The sequence below is a fragment of the Caulobacter sp. 10L414 genome (genome assembly GCF_056395525.1).
The window spans coordinates 68852-90135 of sequence record NZ_JBFTJR010000010.1 but is presented as its reverse complement, the minus strand read 5'-3'; the positions used below and the strand labels follow the sequence as shown (position 1 = coordinate 90135).

The following is a 21284-nucleotide window of genomic DNA, read 5'->3' as shown; positions in this document are numbered from 1 at the left end:
GGAAGGCTAGGCCTTGGCGTTCCGGGCGTCCATCCGCGCCAGCACCTCGGCGGCGGCGCGGCCGGTCTCGTCGACCGGCTCGTAGGTCCAGCCGTGGAAGGCCCCGCCATAGGGGCGGGCCGCGCCCTGGCGCTCCAGCTCCTCGTGGAAGAGGCGGAACTTCAGGCTGTGGCCTTCCATCTTCAGGATGAACACCGGCTTGCCGGTCGAAGCCGCCTCGGTGGCCATGTTGGTCGAGTCCTCGCTGACGAGGATGTAGTCGGCCGCGGCCAGGAAGGCGAAATAGGGGTTGGGGCCTTCACCGTCCCAGATGATCCCCGGCAGGTCGCGCAGGCGGGCGGCCAGCAGAGCGCGGGCCGGCTCGGGCGTGCGCCGAGAGAAGGTCATCAGCAGGCTGCCGCCTTCCTGCTCCAGCGGCAGCTGGATTTCGTGCGCCATCTGCGCGGCGCGCTCGACCGAAAGGTCGAAGGCCTTGGACTTGCCGCCCAGGAGCACCGCCACGCGCGGGCGGGGCAGGGCCTCGATGACGTCCTTGAACTTGTCGTACTCGGCGTCGAGACGGGCCTGCGACACGCGGTGGGGCGAGCCGGTGATCGGCACGACGTTGTCGCCGGTCAGGCGGTCGTGCTTGGGCGGGATCACCAGGTCGAACATGTGGGCCGGGACGCGCGGGTCCTGGATCTGCACGACATAGGTCTTGCCGCCCGACCATTTCTTCAGGCGGATCGACAGGGGCAGGGTGGCCCGGCCGGCGGCGACCCACAGGTCGGGCCAGGGCGGGGTGATCTCGCTTTCCGGCGTCAGCCAGCGGCGCGGCAGCCAGACGAGCCACCAAGGCAGGCGGCTGGTGCGGCCTCTCCAGCCCACGCGCTTGACGACGATCCTGGCCGATCGCTTGCGCGCGATGGCTTCGGCCAGGCCCACGGCCTGGGCCTCGATGCCAGCGCGACCGTCGGAGACGGCCCAAATGGTCAGCGGTTCGGAACCTGGCGTCTGATTGGCGCTCATCGCTCCAGCCCTCAAAACGGCGAACGCCGCGGAACCACCCTGAACGGGCGACTCCGCGGCGATTGGCCGGACTTTATGGCGGGGTCAGGGCCGAAGCCTAGACCCACTCGACCTTGAGGATCTCATAGGCCTTCACGCCGCCGGGCGTGTTGACCTCGACCACTTCGCCGACTTCCTTGCCGATCATGGCGCGCGACAGCGGCGAGCTCAGCGAGATGCGGCCCGACTTCACGTCGGCCTCGTGGTCGCCCACGATCTGGTAGCGGGCTTCTTCTTCGGTGTCCTCGTCGACCACGCTGACCGTGGCGCCGAACTTGACCTGCGAACCCGAGAGCTTCGAGACGTCGATGACCTGGGCGCGAGCGATCTTGTCCTCGATCTCGGCGATCTGGCCTTCGATCCAGCCCTGGCGTTCCTTGGCGGCGTGGTACTCGGCATTTTCCGAAAGGTCGCCGTGCGAGCGCGCCTCGGCGATCGCGGCGATCACGGCAGGCCGTTCGACCGTCTTCAAACGCTTCAGTTCTTCGTCGAGGGTTTGATAACCCACGACGGTCATCGGCACTTTTTCCATAGTGGATTTTAGCTCGGTTCGCCCTAAGGGGAGGAAGACTTCCAGTCGCTGGCGAGCGCGACCGGGGGCTGAGAGGATAGGCGCCGCATTCCGGATAAGCAAGTCTCACGCGCCGCAACGGTTGCGTGGTCAAGCTGACGGCRGCGACGGGTCCTCAGGCCCGCTGCAGGCCGCGCGTCGAAGTCCCCGCCAGACGATCGCCGGGCAGCTGGAACTGGCCGACCAGACGGGCCAGCTCGCCGGCGTCGTCGTTCAGCGCGTGGGTGGCGGCGGCGGTCTCTTCGACCAGGCCCGCGTTCTGCTGCAGCACCTGGTCCATCTGATTCACCGCCGTGTTGACCTGGGTCAGGCCTTGGGCCTGGTGCTGTGCGCTGGCGGCGATCTCCGAGACAAGGCCGTCGATCTCGGCGATCTGCGAGACGATCCGCTCCAGCGCCTCGCCGGTGCGGCCGACCAGCTCGACGCCTTCGCCGACCTGGCGGGTCGAGGTGGTGATCAGCTGCTTGATCTCCTTGGCGGCCTCGGCCGAGCGCTGGGCCAGGGCCCGCACTTCGGAGGCGACCACGGCGAAGCCCTTGCCCGCCTCGCCCGCGCGGGCGGCTTCGACGCCGGCGTTCAGGGCCAGAAGGTTGGTCTGGAAGGCGATCTCGTCGATCACCCCGATGATGCGCGAGATCTGAGTGGCCGAGGTTTCGATCGCGCTCATGGCGTCGACGGCCTCGCCGACCACCTCGCCCGAGCGGCGGGCGTCCTCGCGGGCCCGGGCCACGACGGCGGCGGCCTTGCGAGCGCCGTCGGCGGTCTGCCCGACGGTGGCGGTGATCTCGTCCATGGCGCTGGCGGTTTCGGCTAGGTTGGCGGCCTGCTGCTCGGTGCGGCGCGACAGGTTGGCGGCCGCGCCGGCGATCTGGTCGGAGCCGTTGCGCACGCCCGAGGCGCGCTCGTCGATGATCGCCAGCGCCCCGGCCAGCTTGCCGGCGGCCTGGTTGAAGTCGGCGCGCAGCTGCTCGTACGATTCGGAGAACTGCTCGACCAGCCGCACCGATAGATCGCCCTTGGCCAGGCGCGACAGGCTCTGGGCCAAAGAGTCGACCATGTCGGCGCGCTGGCGCTCGGCGGCGGCCTGGACGGCGGCGTGGGCGATGCGGCCTTCCTCTTCGGAGCGGCGGGCGCTGTCGGCGGCGGCGTCGGCCTCGCGGGCCTCCTGCATGGCCGCCTCGGCCTTGGCGCGGGCCCGTTCGGCCAGGCCGATGACGCGATGGATGCTGAAGGTCGCGGCGATCAGCGCGCCGGCCTCGACGATCAGGATGACAGCGTGGACCAGCACCCGGCCAAGGCTCGCCGAGCCCGGGAAGACGGCGGTCGGCAGCAGGTAGCTGAGCGCCAGGTGGTGGACGGCGACCGTGGCGGCCGCGGCGGCGATGACGGTCCAATCGCAATAGACCACGAGCAGGGCCAGGGCCGCGAAATAGGCCATGTGCATGTCGATCTGCCAGCCGTGGCCGCCGAGGGCGGCGACCAGCAGCGAGACCTGGGCCATCAGGGCCACGCCCGACAGGATGCGGCCGGTGGCGGTTTCGCCGCGGTGCAGGACGGCCCCGGCCGCCAGGGCGGCGACCATGGCCGCGGCCACGGCGACGCCCAGCACCGGCTCGCCCACCAGGAAGCGGGCGGCGACGACGATCGGCGCCATCAGGGCGGTCAGCAGCAGGATCAGGCGGCCGCCGGACCGGCGTTGCGCGTCTAGATTCGAGGGCTTCGTGCTCATGGACGGGGCTCCAGGACGGTCTTGGCGCAGACGCCGGCGGTGTCGGGGTCGAGCAGGACGATGGCGCCGGCGGCGCGGAGGCGCTGACCCAGCGTGGCCGGATCGCCGCGCAGGATCAGGACGAAGGGAACAGCGCCCGCGCCGGCGATGTCGCCGGCCGAGGTGGCGGCGCCGGCGGCGCGGGCCGGCGTCCACCAGGGCGGGAAGACGGCGGCAACGCGGCCCGGGTCGCGCGGCGAGGCGCTGGACAACGTGACGGCCAGTAAAGTGACGATGATCGCGGAGGTTGCGGCCAGTGTCCGACCCAGGGCGTGAAGCAGATCACGCCAGGTTCGAACACGCGACAGGGACAAACTCGATCTCCGGGCAAGCTGAGCCATGGATTGGCGGCTTCCAGGGAGAGGTTTTGCGCCTCCGTGGTGTGCGAAGTCTTAAGATCGCGGCCGAGCGTCGCCGTGTCGCAGGCGCAAGCTCGGCCGTGAGTTGCAGGGTGCGCCTCTAGTCGGCGTAGGCGTACTCGCCGCCGCGTTCGAGGGCCGTGCGATAGGCGGGGCGGGCGTGGATCCTGTCGAGGAAGGCCTTCACCTTGGGGCGCGAGCCCGCGCCGGCGCGCGACACGGCCGCTTCCAGCGGGAAGCTCATGATCACGTCGGCGGCGGTGAATTCGGAACCGGCGAACCACTCGGACTTGGAAAGTTCGCCGTTCCAGTAGTCGATATGGCTCTTCAGCTGCGGATCGACGAAGCCCGACTGGGCCTTGGCGGCGATGGTCTTGACCAGGCCCTTCAGCAGGCCCGGCGCGCGGGCGGGCAGGGCGGTGAAGACCAGCTTCAGCAGCAGCGGCGTCATGGCCGAGCCCTCGGCGTAGTGCAGCCAGTAGGTGAAGCGAAGGCGCTCGGGCGTGCCGGCCGGCGGGATCAGGCGGCCGTTCCCGTAGGTGTCGAGGATGTACTCGATGATGGCGCCGGTCTCGGCGATGGTCTTGTCGCCGTCGGTGATCACCGGCGACTTGCCCAGCGGGTGGATGGCCAGCAGTTCGGGCGGGGCCAGCATGGTCTTGGCGTCGCGCTCGTAGCGCCTGACCTCGTAGGGAGCACCCAGCTCCTCCAGCAGCCACAGCACGCGCTGGCTGCGCGAGTTGTTCAGGTGGTGGACGACGAGCATGGCGTTTCCCCTATCGATTTGTCGCCAGGATGGCGCGGCGACGCGTGCGTCAGTCAAGCCTCGTCAGAGCACGCTCTCGACGATGTGGGCGCGATAGAGCACGGCGATCAGGTCGGTCTGGGTGATCACGCCCACCAGCTTGCGATCGCGATCGACGACCATGGCCTCGTGGGTCTGGCCGGTGGAGAGGATCGGCAGCAGGGCGGCGACCGGCGTGCCTTCGCGCACGCGGTGGACGAACGGATCCAGGGCGGCCTCGACGGTGCGGCGGCGGTTGGCCTGCAGTTCGGCGCGGCGGGCCATGCCGATGACGCGGCCTTCCTCGTCGACCACCGGGGCTGCGCGCAGGTCGTGGCTCTGCAAGAAGGCCAGGGCGCTTTCGGCCGACTGGGCGCGGTCCAGGCGAATGACGTCGCGCGACATCACCTCGCCGCAGCGGATCTGCGAGTGCAGGCGCTGATGGGCCTGGATCTCGACCTCGCGGAACAGGACGTCGAGGTCCTCGCGGCTGACGTCGAGCAGTTCGCCGTAGCGGGCCAGGGCCTTGTCGAGGTCGCCGGCGTCGTAGCCGATGCGCGAGGCGGGCAGGGGATCGGCCGTGCCGTGCGGGCTGGGCGGCGGGGCGGGCGCCTTGTGCGGATAGGAGCGGCCGACCAGGCGGTTCCAGGCCATGCCGGCGCAGACCAGCAGCACCGAGTCGACGGCCACCGGATTGAGCGCGAAGAGATAGCCGGCCTTGGTCACGGCCGGTCCGCCGATGACGGTGATCAGCGCCACCGCGCCGCCGGGCGGGTGCAGGCAGCCCAGCAGGATCATGACCGCGATGGCCAGGCCCACCGCCAAGGGGGCTGCGACCAGCGGCTGGTTCGGCAGCAGCATGGCGACGGTGATGCCGATGAAGGCCGAGACGACGTTGCCGCCGATCACGCCGCGCGGCTGGGCCAGGGGGCTGGCGGGCACGGCGAAGATCAGCACCGCCGAGGCCCCGATGGGCGCGACTAGCAGCGGATGCAGCCAGTCGCCGCCGCCGACCGCCAACCGTCCCAGCAGGCCCGCGAACAGCAGGCCCAGCAGCGCGCCGCCGCCGCCCTTCAGCGCATCAACGGGCCGGGCCGGGGTCTTGCCCCGGAGCAGGGTCAGAAGGCGCTGGGTCATGAGGCTCGCCAGGCCAGGACGACCAGGCCGGCGACGGCGCAGGCCTGGGCGAAGACGATCAGGGTCAGCCAGGCGCCGAACGGCTGCTTGCGGGTCTTGTGGCGCAGCCAGCGCTGGGCCAGCAGCGCGCCGGGCGCGGCGCACAGGGCGGCCGACAGCAGCAGCACCCGCTCGGGCACGCGGCGCTCGCCGTGCACGGCGGCGGCCTTGTCGTGGGCGAACAGCAGGAAGCAGAACAGGTTGGCCGCCAGCAGGGCCAGGGTGAGGATCAGGGTCACCGCGGGGTCTCCGCCGGCGCATGCTCCAGCGGCGCGAGGTCGGGGGCGACCCAGCCGCGGCGGGCCTCGACGGAAAACAGCCGCTCGCGCGACCAGAAGGCCAGCGGCCAGGCCTTGTCGCCCAGCGGTGTGGCCAGCAGGCGGGCGGCCGCCTCGCCGTCGTCGAGCCCGGCGGGCAGGGCGGCGACGAAACCCCGGATGGCGGCCAGATAGGCCTGGGTGATGGTCTCGTGATAGCCGCTCGTGTCGTCGTTCACGCCGCCGACGGCCTCGTTGTAGGCGCGGATGACGCCGGGCAGGTCGCGCTCGAGACCGTCGTTGCGGGTGCGGACCAGACGCAGGGTCGCGACCAGGTGGGCGGCGTGGGTCCACTCGGCCTTGGGCAGGCTGGCGTCGAGCAGGCGCTCGGCGAGACGGGCGACGTTTGCGGCGGTGTAGGCGGTCATGGCGGCTTCCGGCTGGGAGACGTCTGTAGGTGAGGCGCGGGGGCGAGGGAAGGGGCGGGTGATCCGCTGCGGCGGCGCTGCCCCCTCCGGCCCTCTGGGCCACCTCCCCCAGAGGGGGAGGATCTGGCGCGAGCAACGAAAAAGCCGCCCGGATCGCTCCGGGCGGCTTGTCGTGTCTCAAAGACGGTGCGTCGCTCAGGCGTAGCTTTGCAGCGGGCGCACGTCGAGCGACTCGGCCGGGGCCCCGGCGATGGCCTGGGCGGCGGCAAGGGCGCCGGCGCTGGTGGTGTAGTAGGGCACCTTCATCATCAGCGCCGTGCGGCGGATGTCGAAGCTGTCCTCCAGGGCCTGCTTGCCTTCGGTGGTGTTGAACACCAGCTGCACGCCGCCGTTCTTCATCACGTCGACGATGTTGGGACGGCCTTCCAGCACCTTCTTGACCAGCTCGACCTCGACGCCTTGTTCGGCGAGGTAGGCGCGGGTGCCGACGGTGGAGATCACCTTGAAGCCGGCCTGCTGAAGCAGGCGAACCGGCTCGACGATCCACGGACGGTCGCTTTCCTTGACCGACACGAACGCGGTGCCGGCGGTCGGCAGCTTCACGCCGCCGCCCAGCTGGCTCTTGGCGAAGGCGCGGGCGAAGGCGGGGCCAAGGCCCGTTTCGCCTTCACGGATCCAGTCGAGGCCCATGACCTCGCCGGTCGAGCGCATTTCCGGGCCGAGCACCGTGTCAACGCCAGCGAAGCGGGCGAACGGGAAGACGGCTTCCTTGACCGCGATGTGGTCGTAGGGCTCGTCCTTCAGGCCGAACTCGGCAAGCTTGGCGCCGGCCATCAGCTTGGCGGCGATGGCGGCCACGGGCTGACCAATGGTCTTGGCGACGAACGGCACGGTGCGCGAGGCGCGCGGGTTCACTTCCAGCACGTAGATGCGCGGGTTCTCGCCGTGCGGCTCCTCGATGGCGAACTGCACGTTCATCAGGCCGCGCACGTTGAGGGCGAGCGCCATCTGCACGGTCTGGCGCTTCAGTTCCTCGACCGTCTCGGCCTTCAGCGAGAAGGGCGGCATCGAGCACGCCGAGTCGCCCGAGTGGACGCCGGCCTCTTCGATGTGCTCCAGCACGCCGGCCACGAACACGCTCTCGCCGTCGCACAGGGCGTCGACGTCGACCTCGGTCGCGCGGCTCAGATAGTGGTCGAGCAGGATCGGGTGCTCGAGCGAGATCTCGCCGGCGCCGGCGATGTAGCGCTCCATGGCCTCGTGATCACGGATGATCTCCATGCCGCGGCCGCCCAGCACGTAGGACGGACGCATCACGAACGGGAAGCCGATCTTCTCGCCTTCGGCGCGGGCCTCGTCCCAGCTGCGGGCGATGGCGTTTTCCGGCTGGGCGATCTGGAGACCGTTCAGCAGTTGCTGGAAGCGCTCGCGGTCCTCGGCCAGGTCGATGGCGTCGGGGCTGGTGCCCAGGATCGGCACGCCGGCCTCTTCCAGGGCGTGGGCCAGCTTCAGCGGGGTCTGGCCGCCGAACTGCACGATGACGCCGGCCAGCTCGCCCTTGCTCATCTCGACGTGCAGCAGCTCCAGCACGTCCTCGGCCGTCAGCGGTTCGAAGTACAGGCGGTCGGAGGTGTCGTAGTCGGTCGAGACGGTCTCGGGGTTGCAGTTGACCATGATCGACTCCACGCCGATCTGGTCGAGCGCGAAGGCGGCGTGGCAGCAGCAGTAGTCGAACTCGATGCCCTGGCCGATCCGGTTGGGACCGCCGCCGAGGATGACGGCCTTCTTGCGGTCGGACGGCTCGCTCTCGCACTCGGGAACCTGGCCCAGGGCGCCGAACTCGTAGGTCGAGTACATGTAGGGCGTCGAGGCCAGGAACTCGCCGGCGCAGCTGTCGATGCGCTTGAACACCGGGCGCACGTTCAGGGCCTGGCGAGCGGCGCGGACGGCCTTCTCGGTCGAACCCGTCAGCTTGGCCAAGCGGGCGTCGGAGAAGCCCTGGGCCTTCAGCTCGCGGAAGCCCTGGGCCGTGGTCGGCAGGCCGCCGGCGCGGACCAGGCCTTCCTGGCGAGCGATCTCGGCGATCTGGCGCAGGAACCACGGCTCATAGCTGCAGGCGGCGTTGATCTCTTCCACGGTCAGGCCGTGGCGGAAGGCCTGGGCGATGACCCGAAGACGATCCGGGGTCGGCACGCCCAGGGCGCGGATGACCGCGGCCTTGCCGGTGTCGGGATCCTCGGCGCCGTGGATTTCCACCTCGTCGAAGCCCGTCAGGCCGGTCTCCAGGCCGCGCAGGGCCTTCTGGGCGCTTTCCTTGAAGGTGCGGCCGATGGCCATCACTTCGCCGACCGACTTCATCGCGGTGGTCAGCAGGGGCTCGGAGCCCGGATACTTCTCGAAGGCGAAGCGCGGGATCTTGGTGACGACGTAGTCGATCGACGGCTCGAACGAGGCCGGGGTGGCGCCGCCGGTGATGTCGTTCTTCAGTTCGTCCAGCGTGTAGCCGACGGCCAGGCGCGCAGCGACCTTGGCGATCGGGAAGCCGGTGGCCTTCGAGGCCAGGGCGGACGAGCGCGACACGCGCGGGTTCATCTCGATGACGACCATGCGGCCGTCGGCCGGGTTCAGCGCGAACTGAACGTTCGAGCCGCCGGTCTCGACGCCGATCTCGCGCAGCACGGCGATCGAGGCCGCGCGCATCCACTGGTATTCCTTGTCCGTCAGGGTCAGGGCCGGGGCGACGGTGATCGAGTCGCCGGTGTGGACGCCCATCGGGTCGATGTTCTCGATCGAGCAGACGATGATGCAGTTGTCCGCGGTGTCGCGGACCACTTCCATCTCGTATTCCTTCCAGCCCAGGACGCTTTCTTCCACCAGCACTTCGGTGGTGGGCGACAGGTCGAGGCCGCGTTCCACGATCTCGCGGAACTCTTCCATGTTGTAGGCGATGCCGCCGCCGGTGCCGGCCAGGGTGAAGGACGGGCGGATGATCGCGGGCAGGCCGACGAAGTCCAGGCCTTCCAGGGCCTCTTCCAGGGTGTGGCAGGCGCGCGAGCGGGGCGATTCCAGGCCCAGCTTGTCCATGGCGTCGCGGAACTTCTGGCGGTCCTCGGCCTTGTCGATGACCTCGGCCTTGGCGCCGATCATCTCGACGCCGAACTTCTTGAGAACGCCGGACTCTTCGAGGGCCAGGGCGGTGTTGAGGGCCGTCTGGCCGCCCATGGTCGGGAGCAGGGCGTCGGGGCGCTCCTTCTCGATGATCTTGGCGACCATGTCGGGGGTGATCGGCTCGATGTAGGTCGCGTCGGCCACGTCCGGATCGGTCATGATCGTGGCCGGGTTCGAGTTGACCAGGATGATCCGGTAGCCTTCGGCGCGCAGCGCCTTGCAGGCCTGGACGCCCGAATAGTCGAACTCGCAGGCTTGACCGATGACGATCGGGCCAGCGCCGATGATCAGGATCGAGGAGAGGTCGGTACGTTTGGGCATGGCTAACTCGCGCAAAGACACGGTCGCGCACATCCGCGCGCCCGCTGTCGACCATCTTGCAGGTTAAGCCGCCCCTTTAGAGACGGAGTCAGGTCGGCGCAACCCCAGAGTCGGGGAGTCTGGAAAAGCGCTGTTAGCGGTGTGGCTTAACGCCCGCTCTTGGCCGGCTGCGCGGGTACGACCGGAGGTTCGGCGGGGGCGGCCGCGACGCTCCAGGCCCAGCCGGCGACGGCGCGGTCGTAGCCCATGCGGAACAGGGTCTTGCGGTTGCCGGCGGCGAAGTCGAGGCCCGAGGTGTCGGCCTCGGCGGCGTCCGGAATGGCGCTGTAGAACAGCTGGCCGCCGTTGCGCTGGGCGAAGCCGGCGCTGGCGGCCAGGTGGGTGCGGATCAGGGCCTTGCTCATGGTCTGCCACGAGCGGCCGACGATCGACAGGGCCCCGCCCTTGGTGAAGCCGAAGACGCCGCCGACCTGGCCGTTGACGACCACGAAGATCCGCCCCGGCTTGGCCGTGCCGCGATCGGCGGTCCATAGCAGCAGCGACTCGGGGGCGACGAAGAACGGGATGGTCACCCCGCCGTCGACATGCATCTCCGACAGCCGACGGCCGTGGCCCTCGACCTGGATCAGGGCGGGCGGGAAGACGCCGGGGATGCTGGCCGAGGCCACCAGCACGTCGCGGAACAGCTCGCGCGAGGCCTCGTCGCCCTTGGAGGCGATGGCCCCCATGTCCCAGATCACCGTCTCCTCGGTGTCGAGGTTGGTGGTGGCGATCAGCAGGCGGCGGCCGCGGGCGTGCTCGGCGGCGATGGCCTGCATCATGTTGGCGTCGGCGTACTTGTCGACCAGGCCGCGCAGGGCGCCGCTGTCGTAGAAGCTGGGATGGAACAGCACGCCCAGCCCGCGCGGCTGCAGGATCCGGTCGGCGGCGTCGCCGGTGTAGACCTCGGCCAGGCGATCGTCCCAGGTGGGGCCGAGGAAGGCGAAGGGGGCGGTGAGGGCGCCGGTCGAGACGCCGGTGACGATGTCGAACTCGGGCCGCTCGCCGGTCTTGGTCCAGCCGGTGATGACGCCCGCGCCGTAGGCCCCGTTGGAGCCGCCGCCCGACAGGGCCAGGACGTCGAAGGTCTGCTGGTGGCGGGCGCGGTTGCGGGCGGCGTCGGCGAAGCGGATGCCCGCGGCGCTGTCGCTGGCGTTGAAGCGGATGTCCGACAGGCCGGACGGCGGCGGGCCGGCCAGGTCGCTGGCCTTGAAGGCGTCGCGCGACACCGAGCCGCAGGCGGCGAGGGTCATCAGGGCGAAGGCGGCGAGGGCGAGGCGGATCGGACGCATGTCGGGCCGGAGGTGTTCGAACGGCGCGAACCTAGGCGTGGCCGGGCCCCGCGTCCACTCAATGGCGCGTTTGATCAAAGTGCGGTCCAAAAACGCAAAACGGGCCGGCGGTGAGCCGGCCCGTTCGCGGGTCGCTTGTGCAGTGCGGCTTTTTAGGCCGACTGCAGTTGGCCGGCCGAGACCTTGCCGCTGCGGCGGTCTTGCTCGAGCTCGTAGCTGACCTTCTGACCTTCGTTCAGCGAGGTCATGCCGGCGCGCTCGACGGCCGAGATGTGCACGAAGACGTCGTTGCCGCCGTCTTCAGGCTGGATGAAGCCGAAGCCCTTGGTGCCGTTAAACCATTTCACGGTGCCGATAGCCATTGGGATAGTCCTTTAGATCGTAGTGCAGGGCGCCTCGCGGCGTGCGCCGGGAAGCGATCAATTTCGTTGGAGGTCGGAGGGCTGGCCCGGGGCTTCTTCAGAAAGAAGCGTGGAATAGCGGATCGAGCGGCAGCGAATTCGATGACGGTCTTCTAGAAGCTCATCCCGGCAATAGCAAGCGGAACATCGATATTTTATTTTTTGAGCTGAAGCATCACCTTCAAAGCACTTCGGGCGTTGTGGTTATCAACGTCGCAGAATTCAAATGGAGCGTGGCCATGACGCTGATCGACCGCATCCCCAGCCTCAGGGACGCCGAACTGGCGCAACTGCTGAGCAACGTGCGCCGCCTGGACGTCAGCGGCACGCCCGAGGAACGCCGGCGTGCGGCCGAGGTTGCGCCGCACCTGGAGCGCGAGGCTTCCCGCCGTCGCGAGCGGGTGCTGATGGCGCGTCGCGCGGCGACAGCGCGGTTCTAGACCCACGCCTACTAGGTAGGACGCCTTAAGCATCGAAATCGCCTTGATTGGTTCGATATTGCGAGTCACTCTCAATAACGACCTTGAGTCCTGGAGGCGATCATGGTGTTGCGGATGACGGGGACGCGCTGGCTGGCCCTGATGATGCAGGCCGAGCGGGCAGGCGGCGAAGACCGGCCCGACAGCGAATGGCTGATGTACGGGCCGTCCGAGGAAGACGACGACGGCGAGATCATCGCGGGCGAGTAGGGCTCATCCCGGCTCGAACGCCAGCGTCCGCGCGAAGAACGGCAGGGCGCGGGCCTCGACGCGGCCGTCTTGCGTCCAGTGCCGCTCGCCCCACCAGCCGCGATATTCCTCGGCCTCGTTGGGCACGCCGAACTCTTCCAGCAGGCCGGCGAAGGCGCGGTTGGCGACCACGTGGTCGGCGTTGCCGTCGAAGCGGCCCCAGTCGAACATCAGGCCGCGCAGGCCCTTCAGGTCGGCGGCGTGGGCCGGCAGCAGGCGGTCGAGCAGGAAGGCGTTCTGCAGCTTGGCGGTCAGGACGGGATCGGTGGCCAGGCCCGCCCCGCGGCCGCTGGCCGGAAGGTCGGCATAGAACGGGGCCTTGTCGAGATTGGGCAGGAAGGCCTGGTACATCCCCAGGAACACCCGCGAGAAGCCGTCGTCGCCCAGGTCGTCGAGCGACCTGGCGGCCGCCAGGCGCTCGAAATTGGGGCGCGAGTTCATGGTCTGCAGGCCCACGCCCGTGCCCACCGGATGCAGGGCGTAGACCGCCCCGAACACGCCCGGCGCCACCATGGCCGTGCGGATCGCGCCATAGCCGCCCATGCGGTCGCCCAGCAGTCCGCGCGAAGCCGGGGCGGGCAGGGTGCGAAAGCGGCAGTCAACCGCGTCCACCAGGTCCTTGGCCAGGAAGCCCGTCCAGTCGCCGGTGATCGGCGAGGTGGCGTAGAACGAACTGCCGGCCGGGGTGGAGAAGTCGGCGCTGACCAGGATCAGGGGTGGGATCGATCCGTCCGCGATGGCCCGGTCGAGCACGGCCTTGGCGCCGTCGCGCTCGAAGATCGCGCGATGGCCGTCGAACAGGTTGGGCAGGAAGTAGACGACCGGATAGCGCCGCGACCCGGCCTCATAGCCGTCGGGCAGGTAGGCGGCGACCTTGCGGATCGGCGCGACCCCCGCCTTGTTGCCGTCGAAGCGCCGCGAGGCGACCTCGAAATCCACCAACCGCCCCTCGGCCCGCGCCGCCAGCGGCGTCAGGGTAAGAAGGAGCAACACAACGCACAGCACGCCACGCATCGCACCACCCCCGTCGCAGGTGTTGGAAGAGCGATGTTCTTCCTATGCGTGTGTCGGATTTGCGGCGGCGCTCAGGACGGGTCCTGGCTCCAGGGGTCGATCAGGGGCGCGCCGGTCGAGGCGAAGTCCATCGTGTTGCGCGTGACCACCGTCATGCCATGGACGAGGGCGGTCGCGGCGATCAGCGCGTCCCGCTCGGCGCGAGGATCAGGCACGTGCAGACCCGCGCAGCGTTTGGCGACGGCCGTGTCGATCGGCAGGACCCGATCCTTGAATTCGGCCAGGACCTGCTGGTCGAGCCAGGTTCGAAGCATCGCGCCTTGCGACGGGTCACGACGCTCCATCCGCAGAACCCCGGCTTCGAGTTCCAGGACGGTGATCGCCGAGATGTAGAGAGCGCCTGCGTCGACGCTGTCGGCCCATGCCACGACGTTGGGATCGGCCCTGCCGTGCCGGGCCTTGCGCAGTTCCGAGACGACGTTCGTGTCGAGGACGAACATCAATCGAAATCGGCCGGGCGGGCGCCGATGACCGCGCGCTGCGGCTCGAACGCGATGGTCTCGGCCTCCGGCATGGTCAGGGCGTCGACGATGCTGCGCCGGTCGCCGGCCAACCTGCGATACTCCTCGATGCTGAGCAGCACGTGGCGGGGCTGGCCGCGGTCGGTGATGAAGACCGGCCCGTTCGCGGCGGCCTTCTTGGCGCCGCTGGCGTCCTGATTGAACTCTCGGCTCGATAGGGTGGTGATGGGCATGTCGCTTTACCCTGCGGAATGTAGTTACGTTACTACATTCCGCAGGGCGGAACAACGATCCCCGCCAGGATCAGGTCAGGGCCTTGCGGGCGGCTTCCCAGTACTGGGCGCCGGTGATCAGGGTGACGATCGCGGCGACGCCGAGCAGGCCGTGGACGGCCCAGGAGACGGGCTCGATGATCGCCGGGTCCTGCGGCAGGTTGAACGCGCCCCAGGACACCACCACCAGCTCGCCGCCGATGGCCACCAGCTGCAGGGTGGTCTTCCACTTGGCCAGCAGGGTGACGGGCAGCTTGATCCCCTTGCCGGCGCCGACCTCGCGCAGGGCGCTGACGGCGAACTCGCGGAACAGGATCAGGCCGGCCGGCAGGATGACCAGCGGGTTGGGGCCCAGGGCCATCAGGCCCAGCAGCGCGCCGCAGACCAGGATCTTGTCGCCGATGGGATCGAGAATCGCGCCCCAGATGCTGACCGCGTCGAGCTTGCGAGCCAGCCAGCCGTCGAAGAAGTCGGTGACGGCCGCGATCACGAAGGCCCAGAACGCCCAGCGCTGCAGGGAGAACTGCTGGTCGCCCGTCAGTTGCTCGCTGAGCCAGGGCACGCCGCCGGCGGCCGTGGCCAGGGCCACGAACATGAACAGGGCGATGACCAGGCGGGCGGAGGTCAGGATGTTGGGCAGGGCTTTCATGGCGCCGTTCTAACGCATGAGCGCAGGAGAGGGCTATGGCGCATGCGCGCTCATGGCCAAGGCTTTCGTCTCAAGTGGAGGCCGGGATTCATCAACACTGACCTTTCTTCCCGAGCTTGCCCGCCTTCGCGGGGAAGCATGGGTCCGGGGCCGGTCGTCGTACGGATTTCGATCCGTCCTAAGGCGTGAAGACCTCGGCGTTGTCCATGCGCACGTCGCGGATGGCGCGATAGGCGTCCTGGGCGCTGCGTTCGCGCTCGGGCAGGAAGTTCAGCAGCAGCGAGCGCCGCCGCGCGCCGGACGCGTTGCGGGTGGCGCCGTGCAGCAGGTCGGCGTCGAACACCAGGATGTCGCCCGCCCGGCCGGACAGGGTCAGGGACAGGGTCTCGTCAGGCTCGCCCCGATCGAGCGTGCGCGGCACTACCCGTGTGGCGCCGTTGTCGGGACCATAGTCGTCGAGGAAGATCATCGCCGACACCGCGTGCAGGCCCGCGCCGTCGCGATGCAGGGGCTGAAGCCCGGCGCCGGGCAGGGGCTCGCGGCCCTCGACCTGGGCCAGGAAGAAGGGGCCGCCGAGCATCCGCCCCGCCACCGCCAGCAGGGCGGGCAGGCGGCAGGTCTCGCGAACCGTCCGGTCCAGGTCGACCAGCGCGTGGCGCCAGCCGGGAGCCTTGGGAACGCCCCACTGATCGCCGGTCCCGACCCCCGCCTCGAAGGCGCGGCGCAGGGGCTCGCGCCAGGCTTCCGGCGTCGCGCCGCGCAGCAGCAGGTACCCGTCGCGATCGAGGAGGGCGGCCTGTTCGGTCGACGGCGAGCCGACCCTGGTCGGCGTCAAAGCGGTGCACATCGCGCTTGCGTAGAGCTCAACCCAGGGGCTCGCAAGGTCGGCACGTAAGGCGGACCGGGAGCGCGGGGAAAAATGGGCGCCGGCGGTGGTGGCGCTCGGAGGCGGCCGCTCCCAGATAGGACGCGGGGCGTATAGTGTAACACCAAGTGGAGTAGAGCCTCATGAGCACGGAATTCGCGAACAAGGTCGCCCTGGTCACCGGCGGCGCCTCGGGCATCGGCGAGGCGGTGGTGCGCGAGCTGGCGGCGGGCGGCGCCAAGGTGGTGATCGCCGACTTCAACCTCGACGCCGCCGAAAAGCTGGCCAAGGAAGTCTGCTCGGCCAGCGCCTTCAAGGTGGACGTCGCCGATCCGGGCCAGGTCGAGGCCATGGTCAAGTTCGCGGTCGACACCTACGGCGCCCTGCACCTGGCGGTGAACAACGCCGGCATCGGCGGCCCCAACCTGCCCACGGCCGACTACCCGCTCGACCAGTGGAAGCGCGTCGTCGATGTCGACATGAACAGCGTGCTCTATTCGATGAAGTACGAGATCCCGGCCATGCTGGCGGCCGGCGGCGGCTCGATCGTCAACATGGCCTCGATCCTGGGCACGCATGGCTGGGCGGGTTCGGGCGCCTATGTCGCCTCCAAGCACGCGGTGGTCGGCATGACCAAGACCGCCGCCATCGAGTACGCCCCGCAGGGCGTGCGCATCAACGCGGTGGGGCCGGGCTTCATCGAGACGCCGCTGATCCATTCGGAGATGACCGACGAGGCCCGCGCCGGCCTGATCGGCCTGCATCCGGCCGGACGCCTGGGCCGTCCCGAGGAGGTTTCGGCCCTGACCTGCTTCCTGCTGTCGGACCGCGCCTCGTTCATCACGGGCAGCTACCACCTGGTGGACGGCGGGTTCTCGGCCCGCTGAGGACACGGCCCCGCCGTTCGCACGGCGGGGCAATCCTCTTCCTTGAAACAAGGCTCGAGCGAAGAAATCTCATTGATTTTGGCGAATTTCCTGTTTGGCGCGGGTGGTTTTCTTCTCTCGGATGGTTGACGTGGCGGGCGGGTAGCGCCAAGCCGTGGTCAAGTTTCCGAGGACGCCATGACCGCCAGCGCCGCACCGACCAGCAACTCCTCCCGCCGCGTGCTGCTGGCCAGCCTGGTGGGCACGGCGGTCGAGTTCTACGACTTCTACATCTACGCCACGGCCGCCTCGCTGGTGTTCGGCCCGCTGTTCTTCCCGTCGCACTCGGCTTCGATGCAGCTGCTGGCCTCGTACGCCAGCCTGGCGGTGGCCTTCTTCGCGCGGCCGGTCGGAGCGATCGCCTTCGGCCACTTCGGCGACCGCATCGGCCGCAAGTCGACGCTGGTGGCGTCGCTGATGCTGATGGGCGGCTCGACCCTGCTGATCGCCTTCCTGCCGACCTACCAGATGGCCGGCTGGCTGGCGCCGGCGCTGCTGTGCGTGCTGCGCTTTGGGCAAGGCTTCGGCCTGGGCGGCGAGTGGGGCGGGGCGGCGCTGCTGGCCGTCGAGAACGCCCCTCCCGGCTGGAAGGCGCGCTTTGGCATGTTCCCGCAGCTGGGTGCGCCGGTGGGCTTCATCGCCGCCAACGGTCTTTTCCTGATCCTGGGCCTGGCGCTGAGCCCCGAGCAGTTCATGGCTTGGGGCTGGCGCCTGCCGTTCCTGGCCAGCGCGGTGCTGGTGGGCCTTGGCCTGTGGGTGCGGCTGAAGCTGACCGAGACCCCGGCCTTCGCCGCGGCCCTGGCCCACGAACCGCCGCCGGCCGTGCCGCTGGCCGAGCTGCTCAAGCGTCACTGGAGGGAGACCCTGGGCGGCACCTTCGCCGTGGTCTGCTGCTTTGCGCTGTTCTACCTGACCACGGCCTTCGCGCTGGGCTACGGCGCCAAGACCCTGGGCTATGACCGCCAGCTGTTCCTGGCCGTGCAGCTGTTCGCCATCCTGTTCATGGCCGGCGGCATCGTCGCCTCGGGCTACTGGTCGGACGCCACGACGCCCCGGCGCGTGCTGATGGCCGGGTGCGCCATGACCGTGGCCGCCGGGGCACTGCTGCCGGTGATGATGGGCGCCGGCTCGCTGGCCCTGATCTGCACCTTCCTGTCGGCGGCCCTGTTCGCCATGGGCTTCGTCTACGGTCCGCTGGGCTCGTGGCTGCCCGAACTGTTTCCGGCTCGCGTGCGCTACACCGGCGCGTCGATGGCCTTCAACATCGGCGGCATCATCGGCGGCGGCCTGACGCCGATGGTGGCCACCGCCCTGGCCGCGCAGGGCGGCTTGGTTCCGGTCGGGATCTACCTGGCGGTCGCCGCGGCGATCAGCTTCGTCGCCCTGGTGCTGCTGAAGACGCGCACCGAAGCTTAAGGTTGGCGGATAACGCTGGTTTCTTACCGGGTGACAGGGGCGACGCATCGCGTAAGGTCGCGTCATCCGGGCAGGGGAGCATGGGCATGGCGGGGCTGACGAACGGCGCGATCCAAGGGGCTGTCCGCAACCTCCTGGCCGCCGCCGCGTAAATCCGCCCATGGCGTCCACTCCTTCCGAGACCCCGGCCGCGTCGCACCGGGGCCTGCGCAGTTCGGTCCGCGGCCTGCTGGTGCTGCTGACCGTCAGCCTGCTGGTGCCGGCGCTCGCCGCCACGGCCCTGCTGCTGGAGCGCTCCAACCGCCAGAACCGCGACCAGCTGGAAGAGCAGCTGCTGGCCACGGCGCGGGCGCTGTCGGGCGCAGTCGATCGGCAGGTGGCCGAAGGCGTGGCCGTGGCCGAGACCCTGGCCACCGACCAGGCCCTGCTGAACGGCGACTGGAAGAACTTCTACATCCGGGCCAAGCGCGCCACCGGCAACCGGCCCGGCTGGGTGGCCGTGACCGCGGCCGACGGCCAGCAGGTGGTCAACACCCTGGCCCCCTGGGGCGCGGCCCTGCCCAAGACCCCGCCGCCGGCCTACATGGTCGCCGCCCGCGCGGCCGGCCGCACCCAGGTTTCCGACCTGCGCATGGGCGCGCTGGCCCAGCGCCACGTGATCACCGTCGGCGCGCCGGTGGACATCAGGGGCCAGCCCTATGTGGTCTCCTACGTGGTCGAGGCGGCCAGCTTCACCTCGGTGTTCCGCCAGCAGCGCGCGCCCGAGAGCTGGGTCGCCACCATCCTGGACAACCAGCGCAAGGTGATCGCCCGCTCGGTGCGCAACGAGCGCTTCACCGGCGCCAGCGCCTCGCCGGACATGACCCGCAACCTGGCCCGCTCCAACGAGGGGATCAGCAAGAGCGTGTCGCTCGACAACGTGAAGACCCGCGTGGCCTACACCCGCTCGCCCCGCACCGGCTGGACGCTCGTGGTGGCCATTCCCCGCGCCGACGTCGCCAAGGTGGGCGTGGCGGCGGCCTGGGGCACGGCGGCGATCTTTCCACTGCTGCTGCTGCTGGGCGTGGGCATGGCGCTGTTTCTGGCCAACCGCATCAATCGCGAGGTGGTGGGGCTGGTCGAGGACGCCGGCGCGATCGGCGACGGGCGGCCGCTGGATCCGGGCAAGCGCGGCGGGCTGGCCGAGATCGCCGTCGTGCGCGAGGCCCTGGTCGCGGCCTCGCACGAGCTGGAGGCCCGCGAGGCGCGCCAGGCGGTGATGATCAACGAGCTGAACCACCGGGTGAAGAACAACCTGGCCACGGTGCAGTCGCTGGCCCGCCAGACCTTCGCCAAGCTCGACGCAGACCAGGTGCGGATCTTCACCGAGCGGCTGGTGGCCTTCTCGGCCGCCCACGATCTTCTGACCCGCACCGGCTGGAACGAGGCCGACCTGACCGACGTGGCGGCCATCTGCGTGCGCGCCCATGGCGAGCGCATAGATGCCTCGGGGCCGAAGGTGGCGCTGAGCCCGCACGTGGCGGTGTCGCTGTCGATGGTGCTGCACGAACTGGCCACCAACAGCGCCAAGTACGGCGCGCTGTCGGCGCCGGAGGGGCGGGTGAGCCTGCGCTGGAGCGTCGACCAGGACGCCAGGCAGCTGCGCCTGACCTGGAGCGAGAGCGGCGGTCCGGCGGTCAGCCAGCCCGATCGGTTCGGCTTCGGGGCGAGGCTGATCGAGAACCTGACCCAGCGCGAACTGAAAGGCCGCTCGCGCTTCGACTTCCATGCCGAGGGCCTAGTGTTCGAGGCCTGGCTGCCGCTGGCCTCGGTGCAGCGCTGGAGCAACGACTTCTGAGGGCCCGCGGAGGACGGGGCGTCCTCCGCGTCCGCCGAGATCTCAGAGCGCCTGCTCGATCCAGCCCGTGCCCGTCGTCGCCTGGCCCTGGAAGCTGCCCTCGGCCGAGGCGATGCCCTCGTAGATCGAGCCGGTCGGCAGGGGGAACTCCTGGTCGGCCACCAGGGCCTTGAAGTTCAGCACCGCGTCGAAGCCGGCGATGTCGAGCTGGTAGTCGAGATAGTAGACCACGCCGGAGGCCGGGCTGGTCCAGGGGCGATCGGCGGTCATCACGCCCGGCACGACGTACATCTGGCCCTCCGGGTCCTGCAGGGTGACCTCGCAGGGGACCGGCTCGCCGGGCATGGGCCGTTTGTGTTCGCCGTACAGCACGTAGTGGTTCGACAACGACCAGCCATTGTCGAGCTGGGCGTTCTGCAGGATCCACTTCACCGGGTTCTGGGCGGTGCCGAAGAAGCCGTACTCGTGGTCCATCCAGGTCTTGCCGGTCACCTCGAAGATCTCGCCGTCGATGGTGATCGTGCCCGAGGCGGCGATGTTGGTCAGCGAGTAGTAGTAGTTGCCGGTCTGCAGGTGCGAGCCGCTGGCCTTGGGCAGGATCTGGCTGACGCCGGTGCCCCAGACGACGAAGGGCGCGCCGTTCTGCGACATGGTCAGGTCGAAGACGATCTCGGTGTCGGTGGCCTCGTCAGTCAGCTTGGTGACCACGGCCATGTTCTGGGTGGGATCGCCCCAGGCCGCGTCCATGGTGATGAAGGTGTGCACCGCCTCGGCGGCGGCGCCCGAACCCTTCTGGCCGGGACCGCCGATGACGATGTGCGGCGGCGAGGTGTAGCCGCGGCCCGGATTGGTGACCTGGATCGACAGGATCGCGCCGGTGGCCGGGTCGATCAGCGGATAGGCGATGGCCTGCGAGCCGCCGCCGCCGGTCACGGTGACGGTGGTGGCGAGCGGATCGTAGCCCGAGCCGGGATTGGTCACCTTGATCGCGGTCAGCCGGCTGTTGGGATCGCCCAGGCGCACGCGCCAGTCGCGATTGACGTCGTGCTCGGCCCAGGTCGCCGGATCATAGCCGGCGGGCGGGGTGAAGGTGGTGGTGCGCTGGTAGTGCTTCTGGGTCGCGACGTCGGTCAGCATGATCTGCGAGAAGCCGAAGCCCCGGCCCTGGAACGAGGCGGCGTTGATCTCGAAGCCGAACACCCGGTCGCCCGCCTTCAGCGTGCCGATGTGCCACCACCATTCGGTGGGGGCGTCGCGGTGCAGGTAGTGATCGGCGGGCAGGCGGATCACCGACAGCTCGCGCGGGATCGGCTTGGGCGCGTCGGTGTCGGCGCAGGCCGAGGCGAGCGGGCGCGCGAGGCCGCGGCCCCGAAGGAACGGCAGGATGGTCATGGCGATGTTTCCCCCAGGCGCTCGGACACGGCGCGTCGGGCGCGCCGCGTGGC

General features: G+C 69.7%; 22 protein-coding genes. 5 read left to right on the top strand and 17 right to left on the bottom strand.

The genetic code is table 11. The annotated features are described in order from the left end of the window. Nucleotides 1-6: 6 nt before the first annotated feature. The 11 genes from AC1DCG_RS05785 to AC1DCG_RS05735 form a co-directional block, all read right to left on the bottom strand. Nucleotides 7-1008, bottom strand: a complete 1002-nt coding sequence (locus tag AC1DCG_RS05785; RefSeq protein WP_477037218.1) for a mitochondrial fission ELM1 family protein — start codon at nucleotides 1006-1008, stop codon at nucleotides 7-9. Nucleotides 1009-1105: 97 nt separating this feature from the next. Beyond that, the gene (greA, locus tag AC1DCG_RS05780; RefSeq protein WP_165259082.1) at nucleotides 1106-1579 is read right to left on the bottom strand and encodes a transcription elongation factor GreA; all 474 of its coding nucleotides are present in this window, start codon (nucleotides 1577-1579) and stop codon (nucleotides 1106-1108) included. Between the two features lie 154 nt (nucleotides 1580-1733). Then, complete coding sequence (locus AC1DCG_RS05775; protein WP_477029859.1) at nucleotides 1734-3347, bottom strand: methyl-accepting chemotaxis protein; 1614 nt, start codon at nucleotides 3345-3347, stop codon at nucleotides 1734-1736. Next, complete coding sequence (locus AC1DCG_RS05770; RefSeq protein WP_477029858.1) at nucleotides 3344-3700, bottom strand: hypothetical protein; 357 nt, start codon at nucleotides 3698-3700, stop codon at nucleotides 3344-3346. Before AC1DCG_RS05770 ends, AC1DCG_RS05775 begins: the two co-directional genes overlap by 4 nt. Before the next feature lie 145 nt (nucleotides 3701-3845). Then, a complete protein-coding gene (locus AC1DCG_RS05765; protein WP_477029857.1) occupies nucleotides 3846-4511 on the bottom strand; it encodes a glutathione S-transferase in 666 nt (221 codons plus the stop codon). A gap of 63 nt (nucleotides 4512-4574) precedes the next feature. Next, entirely contained in the window at nucleotides 4575-5666 is a 1092-nt protein-coding gene (locus tag AC1DCG_RS05760) for an HPP family protein (RefSeq protein WP_477037217.1), read from the bottom strand. Further along, a complete protein-coding gene (locus AC1DCG_RS05755) occupies nucleotides 5663-5944 on the bottom strand; it encodes a DUF1294 domain-containing protein (RefSeq protein WP_477029855.1) in 282 nt (93 codons plus the stop codon). Before AC1DCG_RS05755 ends, AC1DCG_RS05760 begins: the two co-directional genes overlap by 4 nt. Then, entirely contained in the window at nucleotides 5941-6390 is a 450-nt protein-coding gene (locus AC1DCG_RS05750) for a hypothetical protein (RefSeq protein WP_477037216.1), read from the bottom strand. The genes AC1DCG_RS05755 and AC1DCG_RS05750 overlap by 4 nt, the downstream gene beginning before the upstream one ends. 195 nt (nucleotides 6391-6585) lie before the next feature. After that, nucleotides 6586-9879, bottom strand: coding sequence for a carbamoyl-phosphate synthase large subunit (gene carB / locus AC1DCG_RS05745; RefSeq protein ID WP_477041409.1), 3294 nt, complete (start codon nucleotides 9877-9879; stop codon nucleotides 6586-6588). Between the two features lie 146 nt (nucleotides 9880-10025). After that, the gene (locus AC1DCG_RS05740; RefSeq protein WP_477036553.1) at nucleotides 10026-11210 is read right to left on the bottom strand and encodes a patatin-like phospholipase family protein; all 1185 of its coding nucleotides are present in this window, start codon (nucleotides 11208-11210) and stop codon (nucleotides 10026-10028) included. 152 nt (nucleotides 11211-11362) lie between these two features. Further along, nucleotides 11363-11572, bottom strand: coding sequence for a cold-shock protein (locus AC1DCG_RS05735; protein ID WP_058346787.1), 210 nt, complete (start codon nucleotides 11570-11572; stop codon nucleotides 11363-11365). Between the two features lie 278 nt (nucleotides 11573-11850). On the opposite strand from AC1DCG_RS05735, the gene AC1DCG_RS05730 reads away from it, so the two are divergent. Together AC1DCG_RS05730 and AC1DCG_RS05725 are read left to right on the top strand one after the other, a co-directional pair. Continuing rightward, nucleotides 11851-12051, top strand: a complete 201-nt coding sequence (locus tag AC1DCG_RS05730) for a hypothetical protein (protein WP_165259075.1) — start codon at nucleotides 11851-11853, stop codon at nucleotides 12049-12051. 102 nt (nucleotides 12052-12153) lie between these two features. Then, nucleotides 12154-12300 carry a hypothetical protein gene (locus AC1DCG_RS05725; RefSeq protein ID WP_165259074.1) on the top strand — a complete coding sequence of 49 codons (147 nt, stop codon included), beginning with the start codon at nucleotides 12154-12156 and terminating at the stop codon, nucleotides 12298-12300. Nucleotides 12301-12303: 3 nt separating this feature from the next. Here AC1DCG_RS05725 and AC1DCG_RS05720 read toward each other — a convergent pair whose 3' ends face one another. The 5 genes from AC1DCG_RS05720 to AC1DCG_RS05700 all read right to left on the bottom strand — a co-directional run bounded on the left by AC1DCG_RS05720 (nucleotide 12304) and on the right by AC1DCG_RS05700 (nucleotide 15642). Further along, a complete protein-coding gene (locus AC1DCG_RS05720; RefSeq protein WP_477029850.1) occupies nucleotides 12304-13332 on the bottom strand; it encodes an alpha/beta hydrolase-fold protein in 1029 nt (342 codons plus the stop codon). A gap of 92 nt (nucleotides 13333-13424) precedes the next feature. Next, nucleotides 13425-13853, bottom strand: a complete 429-nt coding sequence (locus tag AC1DCG_RS05715; RefSeq protein ID WP_477029849.1) for a PIN domain-containing protein — start codon at nucleotides 13851-13853, stop codon at nucleotides 13425-13427. Beyond that, complete coding sequence (locus AC1DCG_RS05710) at nucleotides 13853-14107, bottom strand: type II toxin-antitoxin system prevent-host-death family antitoxin (RefSeq protein ID WP_477029848.1); 255 nt, start codon at nucleotides 14105-14107, stop codon at nucleotides 13853-13855. The genes AC1DCG_RS05715 and AC1DCG_RS05710 overlap by 1 nt, the downstream gene beginning before the upstream one ends. Nucleotides 14108-14177: 70 nt before the next feature. Next, nucleotides 14178-14795 carry a CDP-diacylglycerol--glycerol-3-phosphate 3-phosphatidyltransferase gene (gene pgsA, locus AC1DCG_RS05705; protein ID WP_165259072.1) on the bottom strand — a complete coding sequence of 206 codons (618 nt, stop codon included), beginning with the start codon at nucleotides 14793-14795 and terminating at the stop codon, nucleotides 14178-14180. A gap of 178 nt (nucleotides 14796-14973) precedes the next feature. After that, the gene (locus AC1DCG_RS05700; RefSeq protein ID WP_477029846.1) at nucleotides 14974-15642 is read right to left on the bottom strand and encodes a phytanoyl-CoA dioxygenase family protein; all 669 of its coding nucleotides are present in this window, start codon (nucleotides 15640-15642) and stop codon (nucleotides 14974-14976) included. Between the two features lie 161 nt (nucleotides 15643-15803). On the opposite strand from AC1DCG_RS05700, the gene AC1DCG_RS05695 reads away from it, so the two are divergent. The 3 genes from AC1DCG_RS05695 (at nucleotide 15804) to AC1DCG_RS05685 (ending at nucleotide 19839) form a co-directional block, all read left to right on the top strand. Next, nucleotides 15804-16547 (top strand): SDR family NAD(P)-dependent oxidoreductase, encoded by a 744-nt coding sequence (locus tag AC1DCG_RS05695; RefSeq protein WP_477029845.1) that lies wholly within the window; start codon nucleotides 15804-15806, stop codon nucleotides 16545-16547. Nucleotides 16548-16724: 177 nt separating this feature from the next. Continuing rightward, nucleotides 16725-18002, top strand: a complete 1278-nt coding sequence (locus AC1DCG_RS05690; RefSeq protein ID WP_477029844.1) for an MFS transporter — start codon at nucleotides 16725-16727, stop codon at nucleotides 18000-18002. Between the two features lie 160 nt (nucleotides 18003-18162). After that, nucleotides 18163-19839 carry a sensor histidine kinase gene (locus AC1DCG_RS05685; RefSeq protein ID WP_477036552.1) on the top strand — a complete coding sequence of 559 codons (1677 nt, stop codon included), beginning with the start codon at nucleotides 18163-18165 and terminating at the stop codon, nucleotides 19837-19839. A gap of 42 nt (nucleotides 19840-19881) precedes the next feature. Here the strand turns inward: AC1DCG_RS05685 and AC1DCG_RS05680 are convergent, their stop codons facing one another. Then, nucleotides 19882-21231, bottom strand: coding sequence for a lipocalin-like domain-containing protein (locus tag AC1DCG_RS05680; protein WP_477029842.1), 1350 nt, complete (start codon nucleotides 21229-21231; stop codon nucleotides 19882-19884). Between the last annotated feature and the right edge of the window lie 53 nt (nucleotides 21232-21284).

Coding starts and splice junctions, on each gene's coding strand:
- AC1DCG_RS05700 (WP_477029846.1), bottom strand. CDS start 15,642: ATGTGCACCGCTTTGACGCCGACCAGGGTCGGCTCGCCGTCGACCGAA.
- AC1DCG_RS05775 (WP_477029859.1), bottom strand. CDS start 3,347: ATGAGCACGAAGCCCTCGAATCTAGACGCGCAACGCCGGTCCGGCGGC.
- AC1DCG_RS05730 (WP_165259075.1), top strand. CDS start 11,851: ATGACGCTGATCGACCGCATCCCCAGCCTCAGGGACGCCGAACTGGCG.
- AC1DCG_RS05695 (WP_477029845.1), top strand. CDS start 15,804: ATGAGCACGGAATTCGCGAACAAGGTCGCCCTGGTCACCGGCGGCGCC.
- AC1DCG_RS05740 (WP_477036553.1), bottom strand. CDS start 11,210: ATGCGTCCGATCCGCCTCGCCCTCGCCGCCTTCGCCCTGATGACCCTC.
- AC1DCG_RS05710 (WP_477029848.1), bottom strand. CDS start 14,107: ATGCCCATCACCACCCTATCGAGCCGAGAGTTCAATCAGGACGCCAGC.
- AC1DCG_RS05735 (WP_058346787.1), bottom strand. CDS start 11,572: ATGGCTATCGGCACCGTGAAATGGTTTAACGGCACCAAGGGCTTCGGC.
- AC1DCG_RS05725 (WP_165259074.1), top strand. CDS start 12,154: ATGGTGTTGCGGATGACGGGGACGCGCTGGCTGGCCCTGATGATGCAG.
- greA (WP_165259082.1), bottom strand. CDS start 1,579: ATGGAAAAAGTGCCGATGACCGTCGTGGGTTATCAAACCCTCGACGAA.
- pgsA (WP_165259072.1), bottom strand. CDS start 14,795: ATGAAAGCCCTGCCCAACATCCTGACCTCCGCCCGCCTGGTCATCGCC.
- AC1DCG_RS05715 (WP_477029849.1), bottom strand. CDS start 13,853: ATGTTCGTCCTCGACACGAACGTCGTCTCGGAACTGCGCAAGGCCCGG.
- AC1DCG_RS05785 (WP_477037218.1), bottom strand. CDS start 1,008: ATGAGCGCCAATCAGACGCCAGGTTCCGAACCGCTGACCATTTGGGCC.
- AC1DCG_RS05760 (WP_477037217.1), bottom strand. CDS start 5,666: ATGACCCAGCGCCTTCTGACCCTGCTCCGGGGCAAGACCCCGGCCCGG.
- carB (WP_477041409.1), bottom strand. CDS start 9,879: ATGCCCAAACGTACCGACCTCTCCTCGATCCTGATCATCGGCGCTGGC.
- AC1DCG_RS05685 (WP_477036552.1), top strand. CDS start 18,163: ATGGCGTCCACTCCTTCCGAGACCCCGGCCGCGTCGCACCGGGGCCTG.
- AC1DCG_RS05765 (WP_477029857.1), bottom strand. CDS start 4,511: ATGCTCGTCGTCCACCACCTGAACAACTCGCGCAGCCAGCGCGTGCTG.
- AC1DCG_RS05750 (WP_477037216.1), bottom strand. CDS start 6,390: ATGACCGCCTACACCGCCGCAAACGTCGCCCGTCTCGCCGAGCGCCTG.
- AC1DCG_RS05690 (WP_477029844.1), top strand. CDS start 16,725: ATGACCGCCAGCGCCGCACCGACCAGCAACTCCTCCCGCCGCGTGCTG.
- AC1DCG_RS05680 (WP_477029842.1), bottom strand. CDS start 21,231: ATGACCATCCTGCCGTTCCTTCGGGGCCGCGGCCTCGCGCGCCCGCTC.